The sequence below is a fragment of the Streptomyces sp. NPDC008086 genome (genome assembly GCF_042957325.1).
Taxonomy (GTDB): Bacteria; Actinomycetota; Actinomycetes; order Streptomycetales; family Streptomycetaceae; genus Streptomyces.
Genome location: NZ_JBIBIA010000003.1, coordinates 534,775 through 560,646 on the forward strand (window position 1 = coordinate 534,775; position 25,872 = coordinate 560,646).

General features: G+C 71.4%; 21 protein-coding genes and 1 pseudogene. 11 read left to right on the forward strand and 11 right to left on the reverse strand.

The features are described 5' to 3' along the window. The first annotated feature begins 107 nt into the window (after positions 1–107). The 3 genes from sigJ (at position 108) to ACFZBP_RS12645 (ending at position 3,453) form a co-directional block, all read left to right on the forward strand. Positions 108–1,040 (forward strand): RNA polymerase sigma factor SigJ, encoded by a 933-nt coding sequence (gene sigJ / locus ACFZBP_RS12635; protein ID WP_391412433.1) that lies wholly within the window; start codon positions 108–110, stop codon positions 1,038–1,040. Continuing rightward, positions 1,037–2,518 carry a cytochrome b N-terminal domain-containing protein gene (locus tag ACFZBP_RS12640; RefSeq protein WP_391412435.1) on the forward strand — a complete coding sequence of 494 codons (1,482 nt, stop codon included), beginning with the start codon at positions 1,037–1,039 and terminating at the stop codon, positions 2,516–2,518. The genes sigJ and ACFZBP_RS12640 overlap by 4 nt, the downstream gene beginning before the upstream one ends. Positions 2,519–2,673: 155 nt before the next feature. After that, on the forward strand, positions 2,674–3,453 hold the full coding sequence (locus ACFZBP_RS12645; protein ID WP_391412436.1) for an acyl carrier protein: 780 nt from the start codon (positions 2,674–2,676) through the stop codon (positions 3,451–3,453). Positions 3,454–3,515: 62 nt separating this feature from the next. On the opposite strand, the gene ACFZBP_RS12650 is transcribed toward ACFZBP_RS12645, so the two are convergent. After that, on the reverse strand, positions 3,516–5,759 hold the full coding sequence (locus ACFZBP_RS12650; RefSeq protein WP_391412438.1) for a glycoside hydrolase family 9 protein: 2,244 nt from the start codon (positions 5,757–5,759) through the stop codon (positions 3,516–3,518). A 205-nt stretch (positions 5,760–5,964) separates the two neighbouring features. Next, positions 5,965–9,072, reverse strand: coding sequence for a glycoside hydrolase family 2 TIM barrel-domain containing protein (locus tag ACFZBP_RS12655; protein WP_391412440.1), 3,108 nt, complete (start codon positions 9,070–9,072; stop codon positions 5,965–5,967). Positions 9,073–9,260: 188 nt separating this feature from the next. Here ACFZBP_RS12655 and ACFZBP_RS12660 point away from each other — a divergent pair, with 188 nt between their 5' ends. Continuing rightward, positions 9,261–11,639, forward strand: a complete 2,379-nt coding sequence (locus tag ACFZBP_RS12660) for a SpoIIE family protein phosphatase (RefSeq protein WP_391412443.1) — start codon at positions 9,261–9,263, stop codon at positions 11,637–11,639. 47 nt (positions 11,640–11,686) lie between these two features. Then, positions 11,687–12,370, forward strand: a complete 684-nt coding sequence (locus ACFZBP_RS12665) for a DUF4232 domain-containing protein (RefSeq protein ID WP_391412445.1) — start codon at positions 11,687–11,689, stop codon at positions 12,368–12,370. 14 nt (positions 12,371–12,384) lie between these two features. Here ACFZBP_RS12665 and ACFZBP_RS12670 read toward each other — a convergent pair whose 3' ends face one another. Both ACFZBP_RS12670 and ACFZBP_RS12675 read right to left on the reverse strand, forming a co-directional pair. Continuing rightward, positions 12,385–14,505, reverse strand: a complete 2,121-nt coding sequence (locus ACFZBP_RS12670; RefSeq protein WP_391412447.1) for a ricin-type beta-trefoil lectin domain protein — start codon at positions 14,503–14,505, stop codon at positions 12,385–12,387. 343 nt (positions 14,506–14,848) lie between these two features. Then, on the reverse strand, positions 14,849–15,781 hold the full coding sequence (locus ACFZBP_RS12675; protein ID WP_391412449.1) for a helix-turn-helix domain-containing protein: 933 nt from the start codon (positions 15,779–15,781) through the stop codon (positions 14,849–14,851). Positions 15,782–15,871: 90 nt separating this feature from the next. On the opposite strand from ACFZBP_RS12675, the pseudogene ACFZBP_RS12680 reads away from it, so the two are divergent. Beyond that, positions 15,872–16,672: pseudogene (locus ACFZBP_RS12680) on the forward strand (phytanoyl-CoA dioxygenase family protein); the annotation flags it as partial. 89 nt (positions 16,673–16,761) lie between these two features. Here the strand turns inward: ACFZBP_RS12680 and ACFZBP_RS12685 are convergent. From ACFZBP_RS12685 to ACFZBP_RS12695, 3 genes are all read right to left on the reverse strand, one after another. Then, positions 16,762–17,730: an aldo/keto reductase gene (locus tag ACFZBP_RS12685; RefSeq protein ID WP_391412452.1), complete on the reverse strand. Its 969-nt coding sequence runs from the start codon at positions 17,728–17,730 to the stop codon at positions 16,762–16,764. A 73-nt stretch (positions 17,731–17,803) separates the two neighbouring features. Beyond that, on the reverse strand, positions 17,804–18,358 hold the full coding sequence (locus ACFZBP_RS12690) for a flavoprotein (RefSeq protein ID WP_391412455.1): 555 nt from the start codon (positions 18,356–18,358) through the stop codon (positions 17,804–17,806). A 22-nt stretch (positions 18,359–18,380) separates the two neighbouring features. Next, complete coding sequence (locus tag ACFZBP_RS12695) at positions 18,381–18,839, reverse strand: DUF1348 family protein (protein ID WP_391412458.1); 459 nt, start codon at positions 18,837–18,839, stop codon at positions 18,381–18,383. 118 nt (positions 18,840–18,957) lie between these two features. On the opposite strand from ACFZBP_RS12695, the gene ACFZBP_RS12700 reads away from it, so the two are divergent. Further along, positions 18,958–19,509 (forward strand): TetR family transcriptional regulator, encoded by a 552-nt coding sequence (locus ACFZBP_RS12700; RefSeq protein ID WP_391412460.1) that lies wholly within the window; start codon positions 18,958–18,960, stop codon positions 19,507–19,509. 90 nt (positions 19,510–19,599) lie between these two features. Here the strand turns inward: ACFZBP_RS12700 and ACFZBP_RS12705 are convergent, their stop codons facing one another. Next, on the reverse strand, positions 19,600–19,800 hold the full coding sequence (locus ACFZBP_RS12705; protein ID WP_391413019.1) for a ferredoxin: 201 nt from the start codon (positions 19,798–19,800) through the stop codon (positions 19,600–19,602). Positions 19,801–19,842: 42 nt separating this feature from the next. Beyond that, positions 19,843–21,051 (reverse strand): cytochrome P450, encoded by a 1,209-nt coding sequence (locus ACFZBP_RS12710; protein WP_391412463.1) that lies wholly within the window; start codon positions 21,049–21,051, stop codon positions 19,843–19,845. Positions 21,052–21,380: 329 nt separating this feature from the next. Here ACFZBP_RS12710 and ACFZBP_RS12715 point away from each other — a divergent pair, with 329 nt between their 5' ends. Both ACFZBP_RS12715 and ACFZBP_RS12720 read left to right on the forward strand, forming a co-directional pair. Further along, entirely contained in the window at positions 21,381–22,007 is a 627-nt protein-coding gene (locus ACFZBP_RS12715) for a LysE family transporter (protein ID WP_391412466.1), read from the forward strand. An 80-nt stretch (positions 22,008–22,087) separates the two neighbouring features. After that, the gene (locus ACFZBP_RS12720; RefSeq protein ID WP_383442810.1) at positions 22,088–22,537 is read left to right on the forward strand and encodes a nitroreductase family deazaflavin-dependent oxidoreductase; all 450 of its coding nucleotides are present in this window, start codon (positions 22,088–22,090) and stop codon (positions 22,535–22,537) included. A gap of 65 nt (positions 22,538–22,602) precedes the next feature. Here ACFZBP_RS12720 and ACFZBP_RS12725 read toward each other — a convergent pair whose 3' ends face one another. Continuing rightward, positions 22,603–23,586, reverse strand: a complete 984-nt coding sequence (locus tag ACFZBP_RS12725; protein WP_391412470.1) for a cation diffusion facilitator family transporter — start codon at positions 23,584–23,586, stop codon at positions 22,603–22,605. Positions 23,587–23,705: 119 nt separating this feature from the next. On the opposite strand from ACFZBP_RS12725, the gene ACFZBP_RS12730 reads away from it, so the two are divergent. After that, positions 23,706–24,719, forward strand: a complete 1,014-nt coding sequence (locus ACFZBP_RS12730) for a glutathione S-transferase family protein (protein ID WP_383442804.1) — start codon at positions 23,706–23,708, stop codon at positions 24,717–24,719. Positions 24,720–24,742: 23 nt separating this feature from the next. Next, entirely contained in the window at positions 24,743–25,048 is a 306-nt protein-coding gene (locus tag ACFZBP_RS12735) for a DUF4235 domain-containing protein (protein ID WP_062715824.1), read from the forward strand. A 394-nt stretch (positions 25,049–25,442) separates the two neighbouring features. Here ACFZBP_RS12735 and ACFZBP_RS12740 read toward each other — a convergent pair whose 3' ends face one another. Beyond that, positions 25,443–25,835, reverse strand: a complete 393-nt coding sequence (locus ACFZBP_RS12740) for a VOC family protein (protein ID WP_062715825.1) — start codon at positions 25,833–25,835, stop codon at positions 25,443–25,445. Between the last annotated feature and the right edge of the window lie 37 nt (positions 25,836–25,872).

The window sequence follows — 25,872 nt, forward strand, 5'->3', positions numbered from 1 at the left end:
GTCGCTCAGGTGACGGTCCCGAGACGTGGGTCACATTCGCCTCCGGGATGTCACGTTCCGGCCCCCGCCGGACCTCGCAGTAGTGAGCGCGCACCGGGAGGCCACCCATGTCCGACACCCACCCACCCGTCACCAGCGCCGACGACGCGACCGGCGTCTTCGTCGAGCACCGAGAGCTGATGTTCGGCGTCGTCTACAACATCCTCGGCAGCGTCGCCGACAGCGAGGACGTCCTCCAGGAGACCTGGCTGTCCTGGACGGCGCGGGGCGGGGGCGCGCCGCTCGACGGGGTCGACAACCCGCGGGCGTATCTGGTGCGCATCGCCGTGAACCACGCGCTGACGCGGCGGGCCGCGATCAGCCGCCGCCGGGAGACCTACGTGGGCCCCTGGCTGCCCGAGCCGCTCGTCGCGGTCGACGAGGAGCGCGGCGCCGACGACCCGGCCCTGCGCACCGAGTCCGTGTCGCTGGCGATGCTGGTCGTCCTGGAGTCGCTGTCGCCGCTGGAACGCGCGGTGTTCGTGCTGCACGAGGTGTTCGGGTACGCGCACACGGAGATCGCGGAGATCATCGACCGCAGCCCGGCGGCCGTACGGCAGCTGGCGCGTCGCGCGCGAGGGCATGTGCACGCGCGGCGGCCGCTGTACGAGGCTCATCCGCGGGTCCGCCGGGAGGCGACCGAGCGGTTCGTGCGGGCCGCGGTGGGCGGGGACATCGCCGAACTCATGGAGGTCCTCGCGCCGGACGTCACGGTGTGGACGGACGCCGGCGGCAAGCGGAAGCCGGCGGCGCTGCGGCCCGTGCACGGCCGGGACAAGGCCCTGCGGTTCTTCGGGTCGTACGGGAGGAAGGGTGGGGCGGACAGCCTGGAGCTGCGCTACCGGCGGGTCAACGGTGACGAGGCGGTGGTGCTGTTCCAGGGCGGGGAGCCGTACGCCGTCCTGGTCCTGGATCTCACGCCGGACGGCGACCGGGTGTCCGGTGTCTACGTCGTGAGCAACCCCGACAAGCTGACGCATGTGCCCCGGGAGGCGGCGTGAGCGCCCGGGAGGTGCCGGCCGGGAGAGGCGAGCGGGTCGCGGACTGGTTCGACGGGCGGCTCGGCATCCACACCCTCGGCCGGAAGTACCTGCGCAAGGTCTTCCCGGACCACTGGTCCTTCCTGCTCGGCGAGATCTGCCTGTACAGCTTCGTCGTGCTGATCCTGACGGGCGTGTACCTCACCTTGTTCTTCCATCCGTCGATGAACGAGGTGACGTACCACGGCGGTTACCCGCCGCTCAACGGGGTGCGCATGTCCGAGGCGTACGCCTCCACGCTGGACATCAGCTTCGACGTGCGCGGCGGGCTGCTGATCCGGCAGCTGCACCACTGGGCGGCGCTCGTCTTCGTCGCCGGGATGCTCACGCACATGATGCGGCACTTCTTCACCGGGTCGTTCCGCAAGCCCCGGGAGGTCAACTGGCTGTTCGGCTGGTCCCTGCTGCTCCTCGGCCTGTTCGAGGGCCTCTTCGGCTACTCGTTGCCGGACGACCTGCTGTCGGGCACGGGCCTGCGGTTCGTGAATGGCGCGCTGCTGTCGGTGCCGATCGTCGGGACGTATCTGTCGATGTTCCTGTTCGGCGGGGAGTTCCCCGGCCATGACGTCGTGGCCCGCTTCTACTCCCTGCACGTCCTGGTGATCCCGGGCATCATGGCGGCGCTGGTCGTGGCGCACGTCCTGCTGGTCGTGTACCACAAGCACACCCAGTTCGCGGGGCCCGGCCGCACCGAACGCAATGTCGTCGGCGCCCCGTTCATGCCGGTCTACCTGGCGAAGGCGGGCGGGTTCTTCTTCCTGGTCTTCGGCGCGCTCACGTTCATGGCGGCGCTCGCCTCGATCAACCCGGTCTGGTCCTACGGCCCCTACCGCGCCGACCAGGTCTCCACCGGCGCCCAGCCCGACTGGTACCTGGGCTTCGCGGAGGGGCTGGTCCGGATCATGCCGGGCTGGGAGATCACCCTGTGGGGCCACACGTTCGTCCTCGGGGTGCTGATCCCGGTCGTGGTCTTCCCGCTGCTGCTGGTGTTCATCGGCGTGTACCCGTTCCTGGAGGCCAGGATCACGGGCGACAAGGACGAGCACCACCTCCTCGACCGCCCTCGCAACCGCCCTGTGCGCACGGGGATCGGTGCGGCCTGGATCAGCCTCTATCTGATCCTGCTGGCGGGCGGCGGCAACGACATCGTGGCGACCCGCCTGCATCTGTCGATCAACGCGGTGACGTGGACGATACGCATCGCGGCCCTGCTCGTCCCGGTGCTGGCCTTCGTCGTCACCCGCCGCGTCTGCCTGGGTCTGCAGCTCCGGGACCGGGAACGCGTGTTGCACGGCCGGGAGACCGGCGTGATCAAGCGGCTGCCGCACGGCGAGTACGTCGAGGTCCACCAGCCGCTCGACCAGGCCGCGCTGCACACCCTCACCGCCCACGAACGGCCGGGCCGACTCGTGGGGCACGAGCCGCGAAGCATCGAGTAGGCGACCTGCCACCCAACACCAGGTGCCCGGGCCGTGTATTCCTGGCGCGCCCTACAACCCCCGATGACGTCCCGGGTGTCACACCCCATGCCGGCACGCCACCCATCGCTCCCGGAACGACAACGGGCCTCATCACCAACGGAGTTCACGTGCGCATGCGCCTACTGGCCGCCCGGTCGACCGCGGCCGCCGCCCTCACCCTGCTCACCGGCGCCCTGGTCGCCCCGTCCGCCCACGCGGCGGACCGCGACTTCACCATGACCCTCACCAGCAGCACCGCCACCACCGACTTCGACCACCGCACGGTCGACCTGGCCGGCACGCTGACCCGGCCGGACGGCACGCCCGCCGCGGACACCCCGGTCCAGCTCGAACAGTCCGTCCTGTTCGACACCTGGAACCCCTGGGGCGACCCCATCGACCCGACCGAATGGGAGACCCGGAGCCTCGGCACCGTCCGCACGGACGCCGAGGGACGTTTCACACTCGACGACGTCCCGGCCGACCGCTGGGACGACCGGCCCAGCCCCTACCTGACCCCCCGCCATGAAGTGCTGTTCCGCGCCATGTACGACACGGACCCCACCGACGGACAGATGGCGTTCGCGGACGCCGCCGTGCGCGTCGAGCCTGTCGCGAGCTCTCTGTCCTACCGGGTCAGCAGGGTCGTGGTGCACCCCGGCGCCGGCCTCACCGTCACCGGCAAGGTCACCTGGCCCGCCGGGCACGGTCCGGTCGCCGGGACCCGGGTGTTCCTGCGGCAGTACTTCGAGAGCCAGTACAACGCGCAGACCACCACCGACGCCGACGGCGACTTCACCATCCACACCAGGATCCGGGCGTACGACCACGACTTCGTGCTGTTCTCGGCCCCCGACGACTACTACGTGACGGGCGCGAGCAAGGAGCTCCCGGTCAGGAACATCGGTCAGTAGCCACGACCGAGAGCTCCTGGTGAGCCCGCCGCCGCACTCCGCGACGGCGGGCCCACCTGCGCCTATTCCTGGTCGGCCACGAAGGAGGCCATCCGGGTCAGAGCGGAGTTCCAGTTGATCGTGTGCTCGTTGGTCGACCAGGACTGGATGTCGTCGATGTAGCAGAACTGACCGACGCAGCCCTGGAGTCTGCTCTGTGCGTAGGGGTCCTGAATGCTGGAGTTGGGCCCGCCCGCGAGCGTGCCGACCGGCGGATTCGGCTGGCTCGGGTCGAGTTGGTGGGCGTACCAACGGGCGTGCTGATTCCGGGAGTTGACCTCACCGTAGCCGGTCACGTACGAGATGTTCAGCGCGTTGCGCCCGAGGAGGTAGTCCATGCTCTGGAGCGCCCCGTCACGGTACTTCGCGGCACCGGAGATGTCGTACGCGGTGGCGATGACCACGGCGTTGTGCAGGATCTGGTGGTTGGAGCCCCAGTCGTAGAGGTTGCCCTCGGGGGCGTAAGGCATCCCGTACGGCTGTGCCTTCAGCGTGGCCAGGTAGCGGTCCGCGCCCTTGATCACGGACTGGCGCACCTTGTCCCGGCCGGGCAGCCTGCTCGGCACGGTCGCGAGGTCGAGGCGGGCGGCCGCCGCGGTCCTGGCCCAGTCGTAGCCGACCGGGACGAACACGTCGGCCGTGTGGACCGGGGAGGAGAGGACGTGGTCCGCGAACTCCTTCTCACCGGTGCTGAGATACAGCTCGGCCGCCGCCCAGTAGAACTCGTCGGTGACGTTGTTGTCGGCGTACGTGCCGCCGCCGACGCCGTCGCTCTCGGAGGCGTACCGGTCGGGGTGCGCGAGGGCCGCCGCCCACGCCGTGCGGGCGGCGCGCAGCGTCTTCGCCGCGAACTCCTTGTCGTACGGCCTGTACAGGCGGGCCGCCTGTGCGGCGGTCGCCGCCAGGTTGAGGGTCGCCGCGGTGGACGGCGGATGCAGTTCGCGCTTCTGCGGGTCGTCGCTCGGCAGCAGCGGCAGGCCCGTCCACTGCTCGTCATGGATCTTGTGATGCGCCATGCCCGCCAGCGGCTGCCCGGCGGGCACCTGCATCTTCAGCAGGAACTCCAGCTCCCAGCGGACCTCGTCGAGGATGTCCGGCACGCCGTTGCCGCTCTCCGGGATGGCGAGCGTGCCGTCGCCGAGCTTCTTGGGCTCTCCGGTGCGGGCGAGCAGTTCGCGTTCGTACGTGCTCAGCAGCTCCCACACGGAGATGCCGCCGTTGACGACGTACTTGCCGTGGTCGCCCGCGTCGTACCAGCCCCCGGTCACGTCGAGGCTGTAGTCGCAGACGCCGGGCTGGCAGGGCACGTCGCCGTCGCCCTGGTTGGGCGCGACGTCGACATGCCCGGCAGGTCGGGCGTAACCCGGGCGCAGGTCGTCGCGGATCGCGATGCCGCTGCGCTGGGTGTAGTAGTACTTCACGGCGTCCAGGCGCAGCTTCTCGTAGGCGCCCGTCCCGATGTCGAAGGGCCGGCTCGCCTCCCCGTCGGCGACCAGGGTCAGACCCTCGCCCTGCTTGCGGTAGGCGCCGAAGTCGATGGAGTGGACGTTCTGCGCGGAGGAGGCATCGGTGCCGCGCGGCACGGTCCAGCCGCGGGCGACGACCGTCCCGGACGCGTTCTTCAGCTGCCAGGGCAGCTTCCCGGTGGCGTCGGTGACCAGCGTGGCGTTCTTCGGCCCGGCCGGGAGGTAGGCGACCTGGTTCACGCGGACCCGCGGGCCGGTGTCGGGCTCGTACACCTCGGGTGGGACCCCGCCCAGCAGCGAGACGTCGTCCATGCAGAAGCGCCACGCGTCGTCGCCGCCCCCGAGTTGGAAGGCGACCTGGCCCTGCGCGGTGTCGACGGGCGAGGTGAAGGTGTACGCGTAGGAGTTCCCGGAGACGCTCAGCTGCGGCGTCACCTCGAAGTAGGTGTCGTACGGGGCCGCGGACAGGCCGACGATCGCCCGCACGGCGTGTCCCTCGGGCGCGCCGTTCGCGGTGAAGGAGAAGCGGTACGACTCCCCCTTCACCAGGGTGATGTCGTTCTGGCCGACCGCCGCGTCCCAGGGGTTGGCGGTGCCGCCGGGCACGTCGGCGCAGAGCCGGCCTTCGGACAGGCCGGCGGTGACGGTGCTGCTCGCCCACCAGGGGGCGGTGGTGGTGTCGAAGGTGCCGTTCTTGAGCTGCTCGACCTCTTCGGCGGCGGCCGGGTCGGTCGGCAGGGCGGTGAGGCCTGCGGCCAGCAGGGCCGTCAGGGTCAGCAAGGTGGTTCTGCGGCGTTTCACGTCTGGGCTCCTCAAGGTGAGGTGCGGGTGACGCTCCCGTGGGAGCGCTCCCAGATGCGGTCGCAGTTATGTTTGTTGGCGACATGACAGTCCGTCAACGGTCCGGACGGGCGGCTTTTCGGCTGCGGCGCCGTCGTGGCTGGTCGCGCAGTTCCCCGCACCCCTCGAAGGCGTGGGCGAACCGCGCGCCCAACCGTGATGTGGGTCAGGTGGCCGGCACCTCCAGCTTGCTGATGCGTGTCGCCCCTCGGGCCTCCCCCGGGTGGGCGCTGGTCAACGTGAGACGTACTCGGGAGCCTCGTACCTCGTCGAAGGTGATGGCACTGGGCGCGTCCGAGGCCGTGGCCCACTCCACGGCCGCCCCCGTCACCGGCACAAATCTCCGGCCGTCCCATACCTCCACCGCGACCGACACCGGCCGCGTGTGCGTCGCGTCCACCGTGAACGAGACCTCCACCCGGTCGAAGGTTCGCGTCCGCCCGAAGTCCATGGACACCCAGTCCTCCGCCCGGGCCCCGTCGAAGGCCGGCAGCAGGGCCGTCGCCGACTTGAGGAAGCCGTTGGACCAGCCGGTGGCCGGGTCGCCGTCGAGCATGGCGGCGGGGAGGGTGTCGGAGCGGCCGGAGTAACTGGCGTCCGCATACGGGTAGTTCACGGGTGCCGGGTGGTCGGGCTCGAACTCCGGGGCCGGGGTGAGCGCGGCGGACCGGGCGTGGGTCGTCCGCGCGGTCACGCTGCCCGTCCGCAGGCCTTCGGCCCGTGCGGTCACCTTCAGGGCGCCCGCCCGCGTGCCGGACCGTACGATCGCCAGCGCCTTGCCGTGGAAGGCCGTACGCGTGGTCGCCTGGTAGCGCTCGGCGCTCTCCTCGCGTCCGTTGTCCAGTCCGGCGAGCGAGCCGCCCCGTACGTCGAAGGTGATCAGGTCCTCGGCGCCGGGCACCACCACGCCCCGGGCGTCGACCACCTCGGCGGTCACGAAGAGCAGTGAACGGCCGTCGGCGGCAAGGGACTCGCGGTCGGCGGTGAGCCGTACGGCCTTCGGTGCGCCGGCCGTGCGCAGGACATCGGTGGCGACCGTCCTGCCGCCCCGGCGGGCCACCGCCTTCAGCTCGCCCGGCTCGTACGGCACCTTCCAGATGAGGTGGAGTCTGCCCGCGCTGCCGTTCGGGCTGGTGTAGCTGCCGGGGTAGGGGCCGTCGGTGAAGGTCTTGTCGTCGCCGGTCGCCTCGGTGGTCTCCAGGTAGGTCCGGCCGTCGACGGTCCTCTTGGTGTCGAAGGCGCGAGTGCCCAGGGACCTGCCGTTGAGGAACAGCTCGACGGTGTCGACGTTGGAGTACGCCCACACCTCGACCGTGTCGCCCGCCCGGTGGTTCCAGGTCATCGGCAGCAGATGGACCATCGGCTCGTCGACCCACTGGCTCCGGAACAGGTGGTACATGTCCTTCGGGAAGCCGGCCGTGTCGACGGCGCCGAAGAAGGAGGCCTTGACCGGGAAGACCTCGTACGGCGTGGGCTCGCCGATGTAGTCGATGCCCGACCACAGGAACTGCCCCGCGAACCACCTGCGGTCCCGGTCCTTCTTGTGCCCGTACTCGCCGCTCATCGTCCAGGAGGCGAGGTTGTTGTCGTAGGAGGAGGTCGCGCGCCTGCCGGGGGTGTGGTTCTCGCCGGTGTTGAGGCGCTCGGGCTCCTGGTAGGCGCCTCGGGTCGAGGTCTCGGAGGAGGACTCGGACTCGAAGAGGAACAGGTGGGGGTAGCGGGCGTGCAGGGCGTCCACCGACTTGGCGGTGTTGTAGTTGAGGCCGAGGCCGTCGAGCTTGGTCAGGATCAGGTCGCCGGGTGAGCCCGGGGCGGGCACGCTGCGGTGGCGGTGGGAGCCGATGACGACCGGGCGGGTGTCGTCGGCGGCCTTGAGGGCGGCGATGAGCCGGTCGGCCATGGCGAGGCCGGAGGTCGAGGTGAACTCGGTGATCTCGTTGCCGATCGACCAGGCGAGGACGGCGGGCGAGTTGCGGGCGGCCAGCACCATCTCGGTGATGTCCTTGTCGGCCCACTCGTCGAAGAAGCGGCCGTAGTCGTAGCGCGTCTTGGGCGAGCGCCAGCAGTCGAAGGCCTCCACCAGCATCACGATGCCCATCTCCTCGCAGACCTGGATCATCTCCGGGGAGGGCGGGTTGTGGGAGGTGCGGAAGGCGTTGACGCCCATCGACTTCATGATGGTCATCTGCCGTCGGATCGCGTCGATGCTGACGGCCGCGCCGAGGGCGCCCAGGTCGTGGTGGAGGTCGACGCCCTTGATCTTGCTGTGGACGCCGTTGAGGTGGAAGCCCTCATCGGGGTCGAAGCGGAAGGTGCGAAAGCCGAAGGGCGTGCGGTGGGTGTCGGTCGTCCTGCCGCCGACGCGCAGGTCGGTCCTCAGGGTGTAGCGGTGGTGCGGGGTCTCGAAGTCCCACAGCTCGGGCCTGGGGACCGTGAGCTCGTGGGTGGCGGTCGCCCGGTCGGTGACGGGGACCGTGGAGGACGTCCGGGCGACCGTGCGGCCGTCGGGATCGACGATCCGCGAGACGACCTCGACGTCCGTACCGCCGGCGGAGGCGTTCACCACCGAGGTCCGGACGTGGACGACGCCCCGCTCCTCGGTGATCTCCGGCGTCGTGACGTGCGTGCCCCAGCGCTCCACGTGCACCGCTTCGGTGACGACGAGGCGGGCCTCGCGGTAGATGCCGCTGCCGGAGTACCAGCGGCTGCTGGGCAGACGGTTCTGCACCTTCACGGCAAGGACGTTCTCGGTGGCGCCATCGGTGTGCACCAGGCCGGTGAGGTCGAGGGCGAAGCCGGTGTAGCCGTAGGGGTGGCGGCCGATCTCCCTGCCGTTGCAGTAGACGTAGGAGTCCATGTAGACGCCGTCGAACTCCACCGATATCCGCTTGCCGGCGAGGCCGGGCGGCAGGGTGAACGCGAGGCGGTACCAGCCGAGGCCGCCGGGGAAGAAGCCGGTGCCGCTGGTGGTGCCGTGCTCCGTGGTCGGGGCGAACTCGATGCTCCAGTCGTGCGGCACCGCGACCTGGCGCCAGCCGGAGTCGTCGTGGCCGGGCTCGGCGGCGTCGGCGTAGGCCCCGGTGGGGTCGGTGATGCCGCCCGGGTTCACCAGGGCGAAGCGCCAGCCGTCACGCAACGGGACCGTGCGGCGGCCGGACGCGGCACCGGCCGTGCCGGCGAGCTCCGCGGCCCGTGCCGTCGGGGTGCCCAGCAGCGCTCCGGCCGCCGGGGTGGCCGTGGAGGCGAGAAGTAACGATCTTCGAGTGACTGTCATGGCGGCTCTCCCTCATCAGGGCCCAGAAGTACTCACAACTGATCGTGAACAAACAGATTCTGACGGGGAGATACGCGGAGGAGTCAAGAGTGCGCCAGGGAGCCGGTACGGACCGGTCGCCGACGCACTAGGCTGGAGCGCGAGTGTCACGCTTGATCACCGTGAGTGTGCGCGTTGGAGTGGCGAGCATGAGCCCGGAGTATCCGTTCGACGAGGCCGCGACGGCCCGGGCGGTCATCGACGAAAGCGGCGTGCTCGTCGAGTGGAACGCCGGCGCCGAGCGGCTGCTGGGCCACCGCGCCGCCGAGGTCGTCGGACGCCCGGCCGCCGATTTGCTGGCCGACGAGCGGGGACGCGACGCCCCGGAGGGCGACCGCTGGGACGGCGTCCTCACCCTGCGCCACCGCGACGGCGGCACGCTCTCCGTGTGGCTGCTCGCCCACCGGCTGCGCCTCCAGGGCGAGGACACCCACCGCTGGCTCGTGGTCACCCCGCTGGAGGGGGACGGTCCCCGGCTGCCCGACGATCCGCTGGACCAGGTCGGGCTCCTCGCCTCGCCCTGCGCCATCGCGATCTATGACGAGCGGCTGCGGCTGCGCAGGATCAACGGCGTCATGGCGGAGGTCCTCCATCTCGCCGAGGAGCATGTGCGGGGCCTGCGGGCGCCCGAACTGACGGGGCGTGCGCAGAGCCACGACATCGAGCGGCAGCTCCTGCGCGTGCTCACCACGGGCCGGGGCACCGACGTACGGACGTACGTGCCGGTCGGCGGGGACAGAACGCACGCCTGGCTGGCCCGGATGGCCCCGATCACCGACGGCAGGGGGCGGGTGCGCGGCGTGTCCGTCGCCGCGCACGACTTCACCGAGCAGTACGTGGCCCAGGAGCGGCTCCAGCTGGTGAACGAGGCCAGCGTCCGGATCGGCACCACCCTCGACGTCACGCGCACCGCCCAGGAACTGGCGGACATCTGTGTGCCCGCGCTCGCCGACTTCGTGAGCGTGGACCTGCTGGACCCGCCGGAGCACGGCGGCGAGGCACGCACCGGCCGGCCGACGGCCCCGATCGTCCTGCGCCGGACCGCCCACCGGTCCGTGAACGCCGGCAGCCCGGAAGCCGTGGTGAAACCGGGGCACCTGGACGTGTATCCGACGCCGTCGCCGCAGGCGGACGCGCTGCTGGCGGGCCACACGCTCGTGGCCTCGACCGCGACCGACGACCTCGCGCAGTGGCTCTCCTGGGACCCGACCCGCGCGGAACGGATCCAGGAGTACGGCATCCACACCACGATGTCGGTACCGATCCAGGCCCGCGGCACCACCCTCGGAGTCGCCGTGCTCACCCGGTTCAAGAACCCCGAGTCGTTCACGCCCGACGACGTCCTGCTGGCCGAGGAGATCACGGCCCGCGCGGCCGTCTGCATCGACAACGCCCGCCGCTACTCCCGCGAACGCGAGACCGCCCTCGCCCTCCAGCGCAGCCTGCTGCCCCGTACGCTGCCGCGCACCGCGGCGCTCGAAGCGGCCTCGCGCTATCTCCCGGCGGCACGCTCCGGCGTGGGCGGTGACTGGTTCGACGTGATCCCGCTGTCCGGGATGCGGGTGGCGATGGTCGTCGGGGACGTCGTCGGCCACGGCATCCAGGCCTCGGCCACGATGGGCAGGCTGCGGACGGCGGTGCGCACCCTGGCCGACATCGACCTCGCGCCCGACGAACTGCTCACCCACCTCGACGACCTGGTCGTCCGGCTGTCCGAGGAGGCGGGCACCGACGGTGTCTCCGGGGAGGTCGGCGCGACCTGTCTGTACGCGGTGTACGACCCGGTCTCCCGGTGCTGCACGATGGCCCGGGCCGGGCACCCCTCCCCCGTCATGGTGCCGCCCGGCGGCGCGCCCCGCGAGATCGAGCTGCCGGCCGGGCCGCCGCTGGGCCTGGGCGGGCTGCCGTTCGAATCGGCCGAGGTCGAGCTGCGCGAGGGCACGGTGCTCGCGCTCTACACCGACGGGCTGATCGAGACGCGGGAGCGCGACGTCGACGCCAGCCACGCGCTGCTGTGCGAGGCACTGTCGGCGTTCTCCGACTCACTCGACGAGACCTGCGACCGTGTGCTGCACGCCCTGCTCCCACCGGGCGGCGCCGCGGACGACGTGGCCCTGCTGCTGGCCCGCACCCAGGGGCTGCCGTCGTCCAGGGTCGCCACCTGGGACATCCCGGCGGACCCGGCGCTCGTGGCACCCATCCGCAAGCAGGTCCTGGAGCAGCTCGGCGTGTGGAGCCTGACCGAGGCGTCGTTCACGGCCGAGCTGGTGGTCAGCGAGTTGGTCACGAACGCCATCCGCTACGGCATCCGTCCCATCCGGCTCCGGCTGATCCACGACGCGCGGACGCTGATCTGCGAGGTGTCCGACACCAGCCACACGGCACCGCACCTGCGCCGCGCCAAGACCTTCGACGAGGGCGGCCGCGGGCTGCTGCTGGTCGCTCAGCTGACCCAGCGCTGGGGCAGCCGGCACACGGCGGACGGCAAGACGATCTGGGCCGAGATCGGACTCCTCGACGAGGAGTGAGTGCGCGCGGTGAGTAGGCCGCGGGAAAACGGGGAGTCGTGACAGACATGGGACGTGCACGGACGCTCCACTCCTTACACCGGGCGACGCACCGGGTGACCCCCCTCGTGACCGCCGTGGCGCTGCTGGGCCTGCTGACCGCGTGTGCCGACGGCGCCGACACCACGGGCGCCGCTCGGACACCGGCCGGCACGGGCAGCCGTACGACCGGACCGGCCACGACCGACGCCGGGAGCCCCACCACCAAGCCGGGCACGCCCTCACCGGGCACCCCGGGCACCGAGAGCCCGGTGACCCAGTCGGGCGGCGCCGCCCCGCGCTGCCACACCTCCGAGCTGCGCGCGTCGATCGGACGCCCGAGCCCCGGGGCCGGGCAGCGCAACTTCCCGATCGTGCTGACCAACAAGGCCGACCGCACCTGCACGGTCCGCGGCTACCCGGGCGCCGCCTTCGTCGACGCGTCCGGCAGGCAACTCGGACCCGACCCGAAGCGCTCCCCCGACACACCCACGGCCGTCACCCTGACCCCGGGCCGCAGCGCCTGGGCCGGGCTGTCCTTCGCCAGTCCCGAGATCAGCGGGGCCCGTACGGCCCTGCCCGCGGCGCTGCTCGTGACGCCGCCCGACGAGCGGGATCCGCTGAAGGTGACGTGGACGGCCGGTGAGGTGCCGGTGGCCGGGAACGAGTCCTCGGTGCGGCTGACCGTGTTCCAGCCCGGCACCGGAGGCTGAACCGCCCGGTCAGGTCAGCGGCGACCGCCGCCGTAACCGCCATAGCCACCGCCGTAGCCGCCGTACCCGTACCCTCCGCCGGACCAGCCGTTCTGGCCGCCCCAGGAGCAGGAGTACGGGTTGGCGTAGCACGAGGCGTCGGTCGGGGTCGGGCTGGTGGTCGTCGGCTGCGACGGCTTCGGGGTCGTGGACGGTTTCGGCGAGGGCGTCGGCGTCCTGGACGGCTCGGGGGTGGGGGTCGGGGTCGGCGTCTTCGCCTTCTTCGCCTCCGTGTCCCAGTTGACCACCTCCAGCTGGGGCTCGGTCCTCGAGGTGTCGATCACCCAGTGCTGGGCGTTGTCGTCGTCATCGCGGCTCTTGAGGACGAGGGCGCCCGAGCCGTCCGTGGCGGCGGGGCTCAGGGCCAGGTCCTGGTTGAAGCGGGGGACGAGGGTGCCCTGGAGCGTGAAGTCGTAGCGGACGTTCTTGGTCTCGGAGTCGGTGGCGTTCGCGCACGGGGCCAGCCGGACCGAGTAGCCGAGGTGGGAGTCGAGGCAGAGATCGGGGTTCGCGGCGCTGCGGGCCAGTCCGTCGGTCTCGTACGACCACTGCTGGCCGGGCGCCGAGGAGCACTTGGTGAGTTCGGTCTCCGCGTCCTTGACGGCCTTCTCGTCGACGATGCCGACGCAGAGTCCGGATCCGATGTTGTGCAGCCGGCCCCGCAGTTCGCCTTTCGCGGCCTCGGCGGCGCCCGCCCAGGACGGGTTGCTGGTGGCGGAGCCCGCGTCGGCGTCCGGTGTCCCGGTGGGGCGGTCCGTCGCGGCCGGAGCGGGCGTGTCGTCGGATCCGCCGGCCGACCAGAGGACGAGCGGGAGCACGACGAGGGCGCTGACGGTCGCCACGGCAGCGGTCAGGTTGCGTCGCCGGGCGGCACGGCGGGCGGCCTTGAGAGCCACCCGGCCGGTGCAGGTGCGAGGGTCGCCGGCCTGCGGGGCGGTGGTGGGGTCGCTGCGACGGGCGGTACGACGGCCGGCGCGGCGTGCTGCGCGGGGGCCGGTCGGCGAGGAGGCCGAGGCGGCGGTGGCGGCGGGGAAGGGCTCGCCGGCGGCGGCGAAGGGGTCTGCCGCGGGGGCTGCTGTCGCTCCGGCGGTGGCGAGCGCCTCGCCGCCGAGGGCGGGGGCGTGCGCCGGAGGGGCGGGGATCTCCGTCGAGGAATCGAGGTCGGCGCTGTCAGCGGTGTCGGCGAAGAACGACTCCCCCGCGATCGGCGCCATCGGCTGCGGTTCCGCAGCCGCACGGGTCTTGGCTTCGGCGGGCTCCGCGGCCTGGCGTGCTCTCGCCTCCAGGTACGGTCTCGCGCCCCATCCGAGGACCGCCTCGGCAAGGGCGACGCCGAGCCCGTCGTTGAAGAAGAGGAGTTGGGCGGCGGTGTCGGCGCAGTGCCCGCAGCGGTTGAGGTGCTCGCGCAGGTCCGGGTCGACGTCGACGCCGCCGCGGCGGTAGGTGACGTCCAGCATCCGCAGGTACTGCCGGCACTCGTGCTCGGGGGCGAGTTCACGGTGGACCTGGAGGCTCTCCTCGCGCAACCGCTCGCAGGCGCGGCCCAGTTCGATGCGAGCGGACTCCTCGTCGAGGCCGAGGAGTCCGGCCGGTACGGCCAGCGGTTCGGCCTCGACCTCGGTGTGCCACAGCAGACAGCGGGCCGCCTGGGGAAGCCGCTGGAAGGCCCCGGACAGCAGCCGTCGGTCGGCGGGCGGCAGCAGTCGGGCCGCGACGCGCTCCGCGCCCTCCGTCTCGGACCGCAGCTCGGGGTGGAGCAGTTCGCGACTGCGGTCGGTGTCCCATTCCGCGGCTATCCGGCGCACGGTGACGAGAAGTTGGGGACGCCAGGCCGCTGTCGGTCCGGTCTGTCGCAGCGTTTCACCGAAAAGCCGGGTGAAAGCCGCGGTGGTGAGCATTCCCGCGGACCGGGCGTCGGCGGTACACAGCCGTGCGTAGGCGAGGCCCGCTTCCCAGTGCCGATCGAGGAGTTCACCGACGGGGTGCAGCGCGGGCGACACCCCCGTCCACTTCTTCAGTTCGGCGCTCAGTTGAGCGTCCGTCACATCGAAGAGTCGGTCGTCGTCAGGCGAATTCGACAGGCCTGCGTCAGGCACGACGGCATTCCTCCGGAGGGCTTTCGGCATTGAAGGTCCATACCAACGAGTATGCTCCGGGCGCGACTCTTGTGAAGCCTGGGCACTGGGGAGCGAGGCACACCTTTGCACAGGTCAGGGACAGAGAACAAGCGATTCCAGTTTTTGTGCATTGCGTGCGCGACGATCACAGTTTGACGACTGGTCAATAAGCCTTCGAGACGATTACGGCACTCCGGCAAGACAATTGGAAACGGTATTCACTCAGCCGCCTTCGTCTGCGGGCGCAAACCATTGAACGACCGATCTCCGACTTTCATGCCTGGTCATACGGACGTACGGACCTTCACCGCGCCTTCACAAGTCATCCGCCAACCATTGGGCCGCTCCCCCGGTACGCACCCGGCGGCCTCCCGTACCGTTCACGGAACACCCGGTTGAAGTGAAAGGGACTGGCGAACCCCGAGGCGGCCGCCACGCGTTCCACGGACAGGTCGGTGGACTCCAGCAGTCGGGCGGCGTGCCGCAGCCGGGCCTCGCGCAGCGCGCGCATCGGTGCCTGCCCGGTCTGCCGGGTGAAGAGGTGGGCGAACCGCGAGGGCGAGAGCGCGACCTGCTCGGCGAGGGAGCGCACGGTGTGCGGTGCCGCCGGGTCGGCCGCGATCAGCGCCTCCGCCCGGCGCACCCGGGCATCGATGCCGGGCCGGGGCGGCTGGGCCCGCGCGGTGCCGGCGGTCAGCAGGACGACCTCCTCCAGGGAGCACAGGGCGAGTTCGCGGGCGGCCGCGCCGTGGGCCACGGCGACCGAATCGTCCCCGGGCGCGTCACCCGGCGCGGTCGGGGGCGGCGCCTCCGTGCCGGTCCAGCGGGCGTCGGCGAGCATCCGGCGGAACGACGCCTCGACGCGGCCGCGCACCATGTCCGGCGTCGGCGTGACGACGTACATCCCCTCACCGGCGTCGTACGGACGCAGCCAGGACCGCCAGGCGGGACGGGCCTGGCAGTGCGCCCACCAGAACCGCCAGTGCCGGGCGCCCGGCTCGACCCCGTAGCCGTGCGGAACACCCGGCGCGAGCACCACGAGGTCCCCCGCCCCGGCCCGCGCCTCGGCGCTCCCGTGCCGCAGTCGGCCCCGGCCGCCGGTCGTCCACGTGAACAGCCAGCTGTCCGCACCGCGCGGCCGGTTGATCCCGTACGTCGGCGGCTGGTCGAAGTACCCGACGACCACCAGGCCGGGCGGCGGGGCGGGAACACCGGCCGCAGCAGCCTCGGGCAATCCGTCAGCGCTCACAGTCATCCTCCAGGGACGTGCGTCGGCCTAGCGTGGTCGGGCGAGGACACCTGACCGAGGAGCGGACACATGACCACCGACACGACAGCCACGGACATGGCGAACGCCGCCGCACCCATCCTGCCCGAGCGCGGGCTGCGCCAGTTCCAGGAGGAGGGGTTCACGGTCGTACGCGGGCTGTTCGGGTACGACGAGATCGAGCGGTTGTGCGACCGGTTCGCGGCGCTGCACGCGGCCGGGCCCGTGCCCGGCCACTTCGAGCCGCGCCCGGCGGACGGCGACCCGCTGCGCGCGTACCCGAGGGTGATGCAGCCGCACGAGATCGACGAGCTGGCGCTGCGGGTGCTGCTGGACGCGCGGCTGCGTGGTGTGCTGGAGGTGCTGTTCGGGGAGGAGGTGCTGGCCGCGCAGAGCATGTTCTACTTCAAGCCGCCGGGGGCTCGGGGGCAGGCGTTGCACCAGGACAACTTCTATCTGCGGGTCGAGCCGGGGACGTGTGTGGCGGCGTGGATCGCCTGCGATGTGATCGACCGGGACAACGGAGGGCTGGAGGTGGTTCCCGGTACGCATGCGATGGAGTTGTTCTGTCCGGAGTTGGCGGACGCGGAGGTGTCTTTCGCCCGGGAGTATGTGGCGCCGCCGGCCGGGTTGGAGGCGGTGCCTGTCGATATGGCGCCGGGGGATGTTCTGTTCTTCAACGGGAGCCTTGTGCATGGCTCGCAGCCGAACCGTACGGAGAGTCGGTTCCGGCGGTCGTTCATCGGGCACTACGTGGGGCGTTCTGCTGAGCGGATCGGGGCGTACTACCGGACGTTGTCGATGAGTGGGGACCGGGTGGCGTTGGGGGAGAGTGAAGGGGCGGGGCCGTGCGGTAGCGAGTTCGCGCCGCACGGCCCCACTAGCACGTCGACCGCGGGTGCGTCGTGGTTGATCGCGCCCACGCGGCGGAGCCGCAAATCAATACAGCCCCGCACCCCTGAAAGGCTTCAGTGGCCGATGATGGGATGTGGAGCGTACGACTGCTCCAGCTCCTCCAACTCCTTCTCCGTCAGCTCCAGTTCCACCGCCGCCACCGCGTCCTCGATGTGTCGCGGCTTGGACGCGCCGATGATCGGGGCCGTCACCGTGGGCTGGTGGAGAAGCCAGGCGAGGGCGATCTGGGCGCGGGGGACGCCGCGATCGTCGGCGACGCGGGTGACGGCATCGACCACGACGCGGTCGCTGTCGGCGTAGAGGCCGCTGCCGAAGTCGTCGGTGGCGCTGCGGTCGGTGACCGTGCCCCAGTCGCGGGTGAGGCGGCCGCGGGCGAGCGGGCTCCAGGGCAGGACGCCGACGCCCTGGTCCGCGCAGAGCGGGAGCATCTCGCGCTCCTCCTCGCGGTAGAGGAGGTTGTAATGGTTCTGCATCGAGACGAACTTGGTCCAGCCGTGCCGCTCGGCGGTGTACTGCATCTTGGAGAACTGCCAGGCGTACATCGAACTGGCCCCGATGTAGCGCACCTTGCCCGCCTTGACCAGGTCGTGCAGGGCCTCCATCGTCTCCTCGACCGGGGTGTGCGGGTCGAAGCGGTGGATCTGGTAGAGGTCGACGTAGTCGGTGCCGAGGCGGGTGAGGCTGTGGTCGATCTCCGTCATGACGGCCTTGCGGGAGAGGCCGGCGCCGTTGGGGCCGGGCCGCATGCGGCCGTTCAGTTTGGTCGCGAGGACGATGTCGTCGCGGCGGGCGAAGTCGCGCAGCGCCTTGCCGACGATCTCCTCGCTGGTGCCGTCGGAGTAGACGTTGGCGGTGTCGAAGAAGTTGATCCCGGCATCCAGCGCCTGGCGGATCAGCGGTCGTGAGGCCTCCTCGTCGAGGGTCCACTCGTGCGTGCCGCGGTCGGGGAGGCCGTAGGTCATGCAACCCAGACAGATCCGCGACACGTCCAGGCCCGTCGAACCGAGCTTCACGTACTGCATCGTTGCTGCTCCTGCCTTCCGAGTGGGGTGCCAGGGGAGCGTACGTCGTCGGGTGCGGGGGGCGCCCGGCCGGTCATCGGTCCAGCAGGTCCAGCAGGTCCAGGGCACGCTCCCAGCCGAAGTCCGGCCGTCCGCCGTCCTCCCCCGCCTCGCCCGTGTACGGCGCCCCGAAACGCACGCCCATGCCCCGCAGGCGTATCAGGCTGTCCTGGTAGGCGGGATGGGCGGCCAACGCGTCGGCGACGCAGGGCAGGACGGCGATGGGGACGCCGAGGCCGTACGCCTCGCACAGGGTGCCCAGGGCGAGGGTGTCGGCGATGCCGGCCGCCCACTTGTTGACCGTGTTGAAGGTGGCCGGGGCCGCGACCACGGCGTCCGGCGGCGGGAAGGGGCGCGGGTCGGCGGGCGTGCGCCAGGCCGAGCGGATCGGGCGGCCGGTGAGGGCCTCGACGGCGGCGGTGTCGAAGAAGCCGTTCATGGCGACCGGGGTCGCGATGACCCCGACCTCCCAGTCCCGCTCCTGTGCGGCGGTGATCAGCTTGCTGACGTCCGCGGCGATGCCGGCGGCGCAGACGACGACGTAGAGGAAGCGGTTCCGGGCCTGTCCGGGCACGGCCTGTGCGGTCATCCGGGAACCCTACTCAAACGGTCTACCGCAGCGGGAAGGACAGCCCGCGCTCGTTCTCCGGGCGCGGCCCGAAGACGCGGCGCTCCTTCTCCTCGATCGGCACGTCGTTGATGCTGGCCTCGCGGCGGGTCATCAGGCCGTGCTCGTCGAACTCCCACAACTCGTTGCCGTAGGAGCGGTACCACTGGCCGTCGGCGTCGTGGCACTCGTACTGGAAGCGGACGGCGATGCGGTTGCCGTCGAAGGCCCACAGGTCCTTGCGCAGGGCGTAGTCGAGCTCGCGCTCCCACTTGGCGGTCAGGAACTCGACGATCTGGGCGCGCCCGGTGACGAAGATGTCGCGATTGCGCCAGACCGAGTCCTCGGAGTAGGCGAGCGCCACCTTGTGCGGGTCGCGGGTGTTCCAGGCGTCCTCGGCGGCCTGCACCTTCCGGGCGGCGGTCTCGCGGGTGAACGGCGGCAGGGGCGGGCGGTCGGTCATCTCATCCTCCGGGGCCGAACGGGGTACAGACAGCGGTCTGGCAGCGGAGAACGTGCGTTCTCCGGCCTGGCTGCTACCGTAGGAGAACGCTCGTTCTCACGTCAAGGAGAGGTCGTACATGGACAGCGCAACCGCCCGGGAGCAGGCGCTGGACGCCGCGGAGAAGCTGTTCTACGGGCGCGGCATCCAGTCCGTCGGCATGGACGACATCCGGGGCACGTCAGGGGTCTCGCTCAAGCGGCTCTACCAGCTCTTCCCGGCGAAGGAGCAGCTGATCGAGGCGTATCTGGAGCGGCGCGACGTGCGCTGGCGCGGGCGGCTCGCCGCCCACGTGGAGCGGCACGCGGACCCCGAGCGACGAATCCTCGCCGTGTTCGACTGGCTGGAGGAGTGGTTCGGCGAGGACGGCTTCCGCGGATGCGCCTGGATCAACTCGTACGGCGAGCTGGGCGCCCGCTCCGAGCGCGTGGCCGACCAGGTCCGGTCCCACAAACAGGCGTTCCGTGACTACCTCGCCTCGCTGGTGACGGCGGCGGGGCTGCCCGACGCGCTGACCGGGCCGCTGTATCTGCTGGCCGAGGGCGCGATGGTGACGGCGGGGATAACGAGCGGTACGCGACCGGCGGCGGAGGCGCGGGAGGCGGCGCGGTCGCTGATGGCGGCGGGCTGATGACGGCGCACTGAGACCGGCGGGCGGGCCCGGCAGCCGGTGCCGGGCCCGTCCGCCGCCGTGGGCGCCGGATGGCGTACGTACCCGGCGTCAACTCCCCGTTTCCGACACGGTGATGGCGCTGACCGGGCAGGCCCGGGCGGCCTCGCGGACCATGGGGTCGCCGCCGCCGTTCTCACGGCCGGGGAGCAGGACGCTGAAGCCGTCGTCGTCCTGGGTGAAGACGGCGGGGGCGGCGAGGGCGCACTGGCCGGCGCCGATACAGAGGGCGTGGTCGATGTCGATGTGCAGGTTGTCTGATTCGTGCGTTTCGTTGTCCATGACCGGAGCCTCTTACCAGGTCACGGGGAGTTCCAGCATCCCCTGGATCGTGTCGCCGGGTTTGAACGGGATTTCCTCCGCAGGGACGGCAAGGCGCAGGGTCGGCAGGCGGTCGAAGAGGGTGCGCAGGGCGATCTCCATTTCGGCGCGGGCCAGGTTCTGTCCGAGGCACTGGTGGATGCCGAAGCCGAAGCCGACGTGGTGGCGGGCCGAGCGGTGCCAGTCGAGGGTGTCGGGGTCGGGGTAGACGGACTCGTCGCGGTTGATGACGGAGGTGGAGAAGACCACGCCCTCGCCCGCCCGGATCGTGCCGCTGTCCGTCTCGATGTCCTCGACGGCGACCCGCAGCATGCCGTCGGCGATCGACAGCATCCGCATCAGCTCCTCGACCGCGGCGGGCAGCAGCGTCGGGTCGGCCCTCAACTCGGCCAGCTGATCGGGGTGTTGCAGGAGGGTGAAGGTGCCCAGGGAGATCATGTTGGCGGTGGTCTCGTGGCCGGCGACCAGCAGGATGGTCGCGAAGGCGATGACCTCCTCCTGGTCCAGCTCGCCCGCGCGCAGCTGCTGGTGGACGAGTTCGTCCAGGACGCCGTCACCGGGCTCCGGCTGTTTCTGTTTCCGGTCGATCAGCTCCGCGAAGTACGCCTCCAGCCGGTCGCGGGCGGCCATGGTGTCGGCGGCCGTGGGGCCGCGCAGGAGGCGTCGCGACTGCTCCTCGAAGAAGTCGTGGTCGGCGTAGGGGACGCCCAGCAGGGCGCAGATGACCATGGAGGGCACGGGCAGGGCGAAGGCGCTCACCAGCTCGGCGGGCGACCCCTGGGCGATCATCGTGTCCAGGCGTTCGTCCACGATCCGCTGGATCTCGGGGCGCAGCTCGGCGGCCCGGCGCAGCGTGAAGCTGGGGACCATCATCCGCCGCTGGACCCGGTGTTCGGGGTCGTCGACGCCCAGCAGCGCGCCCTTGCGGTTGCGGAGCCCCGCGAACCGTTCGGTGGGCGCGGGGAAGTCGGACCGGGTGCGGTCGGAGGAGAGCCGGGGGTCGGCGAGCAGGGTGCGGGCGAGCGCGTGTCCGGTGACCAGCCAGACCCGGCGGCCGTCGTAGAGGCTGATCCGGGCCAGCGGGCGGGTCTGGCGCAGGGGGTCGTAGGCCGTGGGCGGGTGGTAGGGACAGGTCCGGCTCTGGGGGAAGGTGACGGTGTGCGGTTCCGTCATGTCCGTCATGGAAGACCTCGCAGACGAAGAGTGCCTCGTGCCGATCTTCATTAGATGCCTCAGGCACCTAGCGGACGACGCCAAGTTCGGCCAGATCAGCCGCCCGGACAATCTGGCCGGGGATCGTCGCACACAGCTTCGGCCACGGCACCGCCCGGCCCGTCCCACCGCTTCTCGTGGCGCCCGTCGCCGGAAAACCGCTTGTCGGCGGGTGGCCGACGGCCACAGAATCCGGCCATGCCTACGACCCACGCCTTTCTGCCGCCGACCGCCGCCGTCCCTCCGGTGGCGCTCCAGCAGCAGTCCGGCCGTCCCTGGAGGCCCACGCTTCCCACGTCGTGACCGGCGCGCTCGTCGCGGGGCTGATCGCGGGCTACGGCATCGCCGTCCCGGTCGGCGCGGTCGCGACCTACCTCGTCTCCCTCACGGCCCGTACCTCCCTGCAGACCGGGGTCTGCGCGGCGCTGGGCGTCGCGACGGCCGACGGGCTCTACGCGCTCGTGGCCACCCTCGGCGGCTCCGCGCTGGCCGGCGCGCTGCGTCCGGTACTGGACCCGCTGCGCTGGGCCTCCGCCCTGGTGCTGGCGGCCCTCGCGGTACGGGGCGCCGTCATCGCCGTACGCCACTACCGCGACCGCCCCCTGGCCACCCGCTCCGCTCCCCCGTCTCCCCCGAGCCCGGCGCGCGCTTATCTGGCGCTGCTCGGCATCACGCTCCTGAACCCGACCACCGTGGTCTACTTCGCGGCCCTCGTCCTCGGCACGCGCACGACGGACGCGGCGGCACCCCTGGAGCAGGGCGTCTTCGTCCTGGCCGCGTTCGTCGCGTCGGCGAGCTGGCAGGTGCTGCTCGCCGGGGGCGGGGCGCTGTTGGGGCGGGTGCTGACGGGGCGTCGGGGGCGGTTGGTGACGGCGCTGGTGTCGAGCGGCGTGATCCTGGCGTTGGCGGTGGGGATGGTGGCGTAGGCGCGGCAGGATGATTTCCGGCCGTGCCCTTGTTGAAGGTGGGGTCAGTCGGCTTCAGGACACGACGATGGGACCGAAGCATGCCTCTCGACGGTGAGTACGAGCCCAGCCCGACCAAGTGGGTCCGCGACCAGGTGGAGTTGTACGAGAGCTCCGGTGGCACCCGGGGGACGACCCTGCAGAACACGGGGATGCCGGTGATCGTGCTCACGACCCGGGGTGTCAAGAGCGGCAAGATCCGCAAGACGCCGCTGATGCGCGTGGAGCACGAGGGGCGTTATGCCGTGGTGGCCTCGCAGGGCGGGGCGCCCAGGCACCCGGTCTGGTACCACAACATCAAGGGTGATCCTCATGTGGAGCTCCAGGACGGGCCGGTCAAGCAGGACATGAGGGCCCGCGAGATCACCGGCGCGGAGAAGGACGACTGGTGGGAGCGGGCCGTGGCGGCGTATCCGCCGTACGCCGACTACCAGGAGAAGACGGACCGGGTGATCCCCGTCTTCGTGCTGGAGCCGCTCGACGAGGGCTGAACGGACCTCCGGAAACTTTTTCTCCGCACGGACGCATGAACCGCCCTTCGCCGGGCACACGTGCGTCAGGCCCCGCCGCGCTCCCCCGTCGCGGCGGGGCTTCCCTGTGCCTCGCGCGCGGAGCGTTCGGTCACGTCGAGGAAGATCTGGTCGGCCTCCGCCACGGTCCGGGCGATGGACCGCTTGATGCGGACGGCGACCTCCTCGACGTCCTCGCTGTCGAGGCCGGGCACCAGATCGACCCGGGCCGCCACCAGGGCCGTTTCGAGGCCGGTCTTCATGGTGAACAGGGCCTCCACGCTGTCGATCTCCGGCTGGGCCGCCAGCAGCGCCCGGATCCGGCCGGCCGCCTCGGGGTCGGCGGCCTCCCCGATCAGATGGTCGCGGGCGTCGCGTCCCAGCCGGTAGGCGACGTAGACGAGGAGCACGCCGATCGCGAGCGACGCGGACGCCTCCCAGACGACCTGCCCGGTGACCATGTGCAGTGCCATGCCCGCGAGGGCGAGGGTCACACCGAGCACCGCCGTGGCGTCCTCGGCGACGACCGTGCGCAGGGCCGGGTCGCGCAGCCCGTTCGCCACGCCGCCCTGCCCGCGTACCTGGTACAGCGCCCGCACCAGCGACAGCCCCTCGGCGAGGAAGGCGACGCCGAGCACGACCATGCCCGCCACATAGCCGCTGAACTTCTCCTCGGAGCCCCCGCGCAGCGCCTCGACGCCCTGGAAGAAGGAGAAGCACCCGCCCATCACGAAGATCCCGACGGCCGCGAGCAGTGACCAGAAGAAGCGTTCCTTGCCGTAGCCGAAGGGATGGCGGGCGTCGGCGGGGCGGCGGCTGCGGCGCAGGGCGGCCAGCAGGAAGATCTCGTTCATGCTGTCCGCCACGGAGTGCGCGGCCTCCGACAGCAGTGCGGGCGAATGGGCGAGGACCCCGCCGACGGCCTTGGCGACGGCGATGACGAGATTGGCCGCGAGAGCCACCAGGACGGTGACCCGGGTCCTGCGGTCCGCCTTCGGTGTCTCGGGCGTGCTGTTGGGCGTGCTGCTCATTTTCCACCGACTGCCCCGGTCGATCCGGCTCACACCGTGCCGTCGGCGGAAATCGGGGGACTCGGTGGGACCAGGAGCCCCGGCACGGGGCGGGGACGTACGGCAGAGAGGAGCCGGGCATGAGCGGCGGGGGCAACACCGCCTACGGGAGGAAGTCGTTCCAGCGGTCGAAGGCCCACTTCGCCGACCGGATCACGGCGGACGGCCGGGAGGGCTGGCCGGTGGAGGCCGGCCGCTACCGTCTGGTGGCCAGCCGTGCCTGTCCGTGGGCGAGCCGGGCGGTGGTCTCCCGGAGGCTGCTGGGCCTGGAGGAGGCCCTGTCCCTCGCGATCACCGACCCGATCCAGGACGACCGCAGCTGGCGTTTCACCCTGGACCCCGGCGACCGCGACCCGGTGCTCGGCATCCGCTTCCTCAGCGAGGCCTACGACCGGCGGGAGACGGACTACCCGGGCGGCGTCAGCGTGCCCGCGATCGTGGACGTGCCCAGCGGCAGGCTCGTCACCAACGACTACCAGTCGATCACGCTCGACCTCGCCACCGAGTGGACGGCCCTGCACCGAGCCGGGGCGCCCGATCTCTATCCCGAGCCGCTGCGGGACGAGATCGACGCCGTGATGGCGGAGGTCTTCGAGGACGTCAACAACGGGGTGTACCGGGCGGGGTTCGCCACCGGCCAGCAGGAGTACGAGGAGGCGTGCGCGCGGCTGTTCCGGCGGCTGGAGCTGCTGGGCGAGCGGCTGGCCGGGCAGCGCTATCTGGTCGGCGACACGATCACCGAGGCGGATATCCGGCTGTTCACCACGCTGGTCCGTTTCGACGCCGTCTATCACGGTCACTTCAAGTGCAACCGCTGGAAGTTGACGGAACATCAGGTCCTGTGGGCGTACGCCCGCGACCTCTACCAGACGCCCGGATTCGGTGACACCGTCGACTTCGACCACATCAAGCGGCACTACTACCAGGTGCACAGCGGCATCAACCCGACCGGCATCGTGCCCCTCGGGCCGGACCTGTCGGGCTGGCTGACCCCGCACCACCGTCAGCAGCTGGGCGGCAGGCCGTTCGGCGACGGGACACCGCCCGGGCCTCCCGCGCAGGCCGAGCGGGTCCCGGCGCACGGACGACCCTGACCCTACGAAGGAGGCACAGGCACATGGCCAAGAAGCAGAAGAAGGCGAAGCTCCCCCTCGCCTACAAGCCGCTGGGATTCGCCCTCGGCTGGGCGAGCGGCGCGCTGGCCGGGCTCGCCTTCCGCAAGACATGGATGGCGATACGGCACGAGGAGGACGCCCCCGACGCGCTGGACCGGGAGCGAGGCTGGGGCGAGATCCTGCTGGCGGCCGCGGTCCAGGGCGCCCTGTTCGCGATGGCGCGCAGCCTGGCCGACCGCACGGGCGCCAAGGCCATCGAGCGGTCGACCGGCGTGTGGCCGGTCAGCGAGAAGGGCGGGCGGGACTGAGCGGCCGCCCCGGCGAAGGCACCGGTACCCAGGGCGTGTTGCGACAGTCCCGTCGTCCGCCCGAAGGGCGTGCCGGGCGGAAGCCCTCGTACTGGGTGTACGTGGGGCTTTCGCCCGGTGCGGCGAGTGGGTGTACCCCCTTTGAGGGAGCGAGCGTGCCAGGCGTCGCCCGGCAGGCGGGACTTTCGCGATACGCCCTAGGGGGTGTTTCGAAAGTCCCGTGCGGTGCCCGCGCCCGCCGCGGCAGCGGCTGGTGTCGCAGCCGGTGCGTGCCCTCGGCGCGCCGGCCGAAGGCCCTCGTACTGGACGTACTCGGGCCTTCGGCCGGTGCGGCGAGGGTGCGTGCCGGGCGCCGTGGGTGGTGTGCGGGACTTTCGAAACACCCCCTGGGCGGTCAGCCCTGCTTCGGTGCCGTGGGGGCCGTACGGCGCAGGGTGAAGGAGTGGCCGGCCGGGTCGGAGAAGCCGCGTTCCTCGTAGGGGCCGGCCGCGTCCTTCGCCTCCAACGGCCGGCCGCCGAGCCCGACGATCCTGCGCTCCGCCTCGTCCAGGTCCTCCACCACGAAGTCCAGGTGGGCCTGGAGGGAGTTCTCGGGACGCGGCCAGCTCGGCGGGGTCGCGTTCATGTCGCGGCGGAACGCGAGCCGGGTGCCGTCGGCGCCCCTGATCTCCACGCGGTTGGCGGTCGCCTCCGTCTGTTCGCCGTCGAGCAGTTCCTTGTAGAACACGGCGAGCTTCTCCGGCTCGGCACAGTCGAGCACCACGAAACCCGCTGTCACCAGTGGCATGACTCCTCCGAAGGGTCCGGGGCGCGGAACCGGCCTG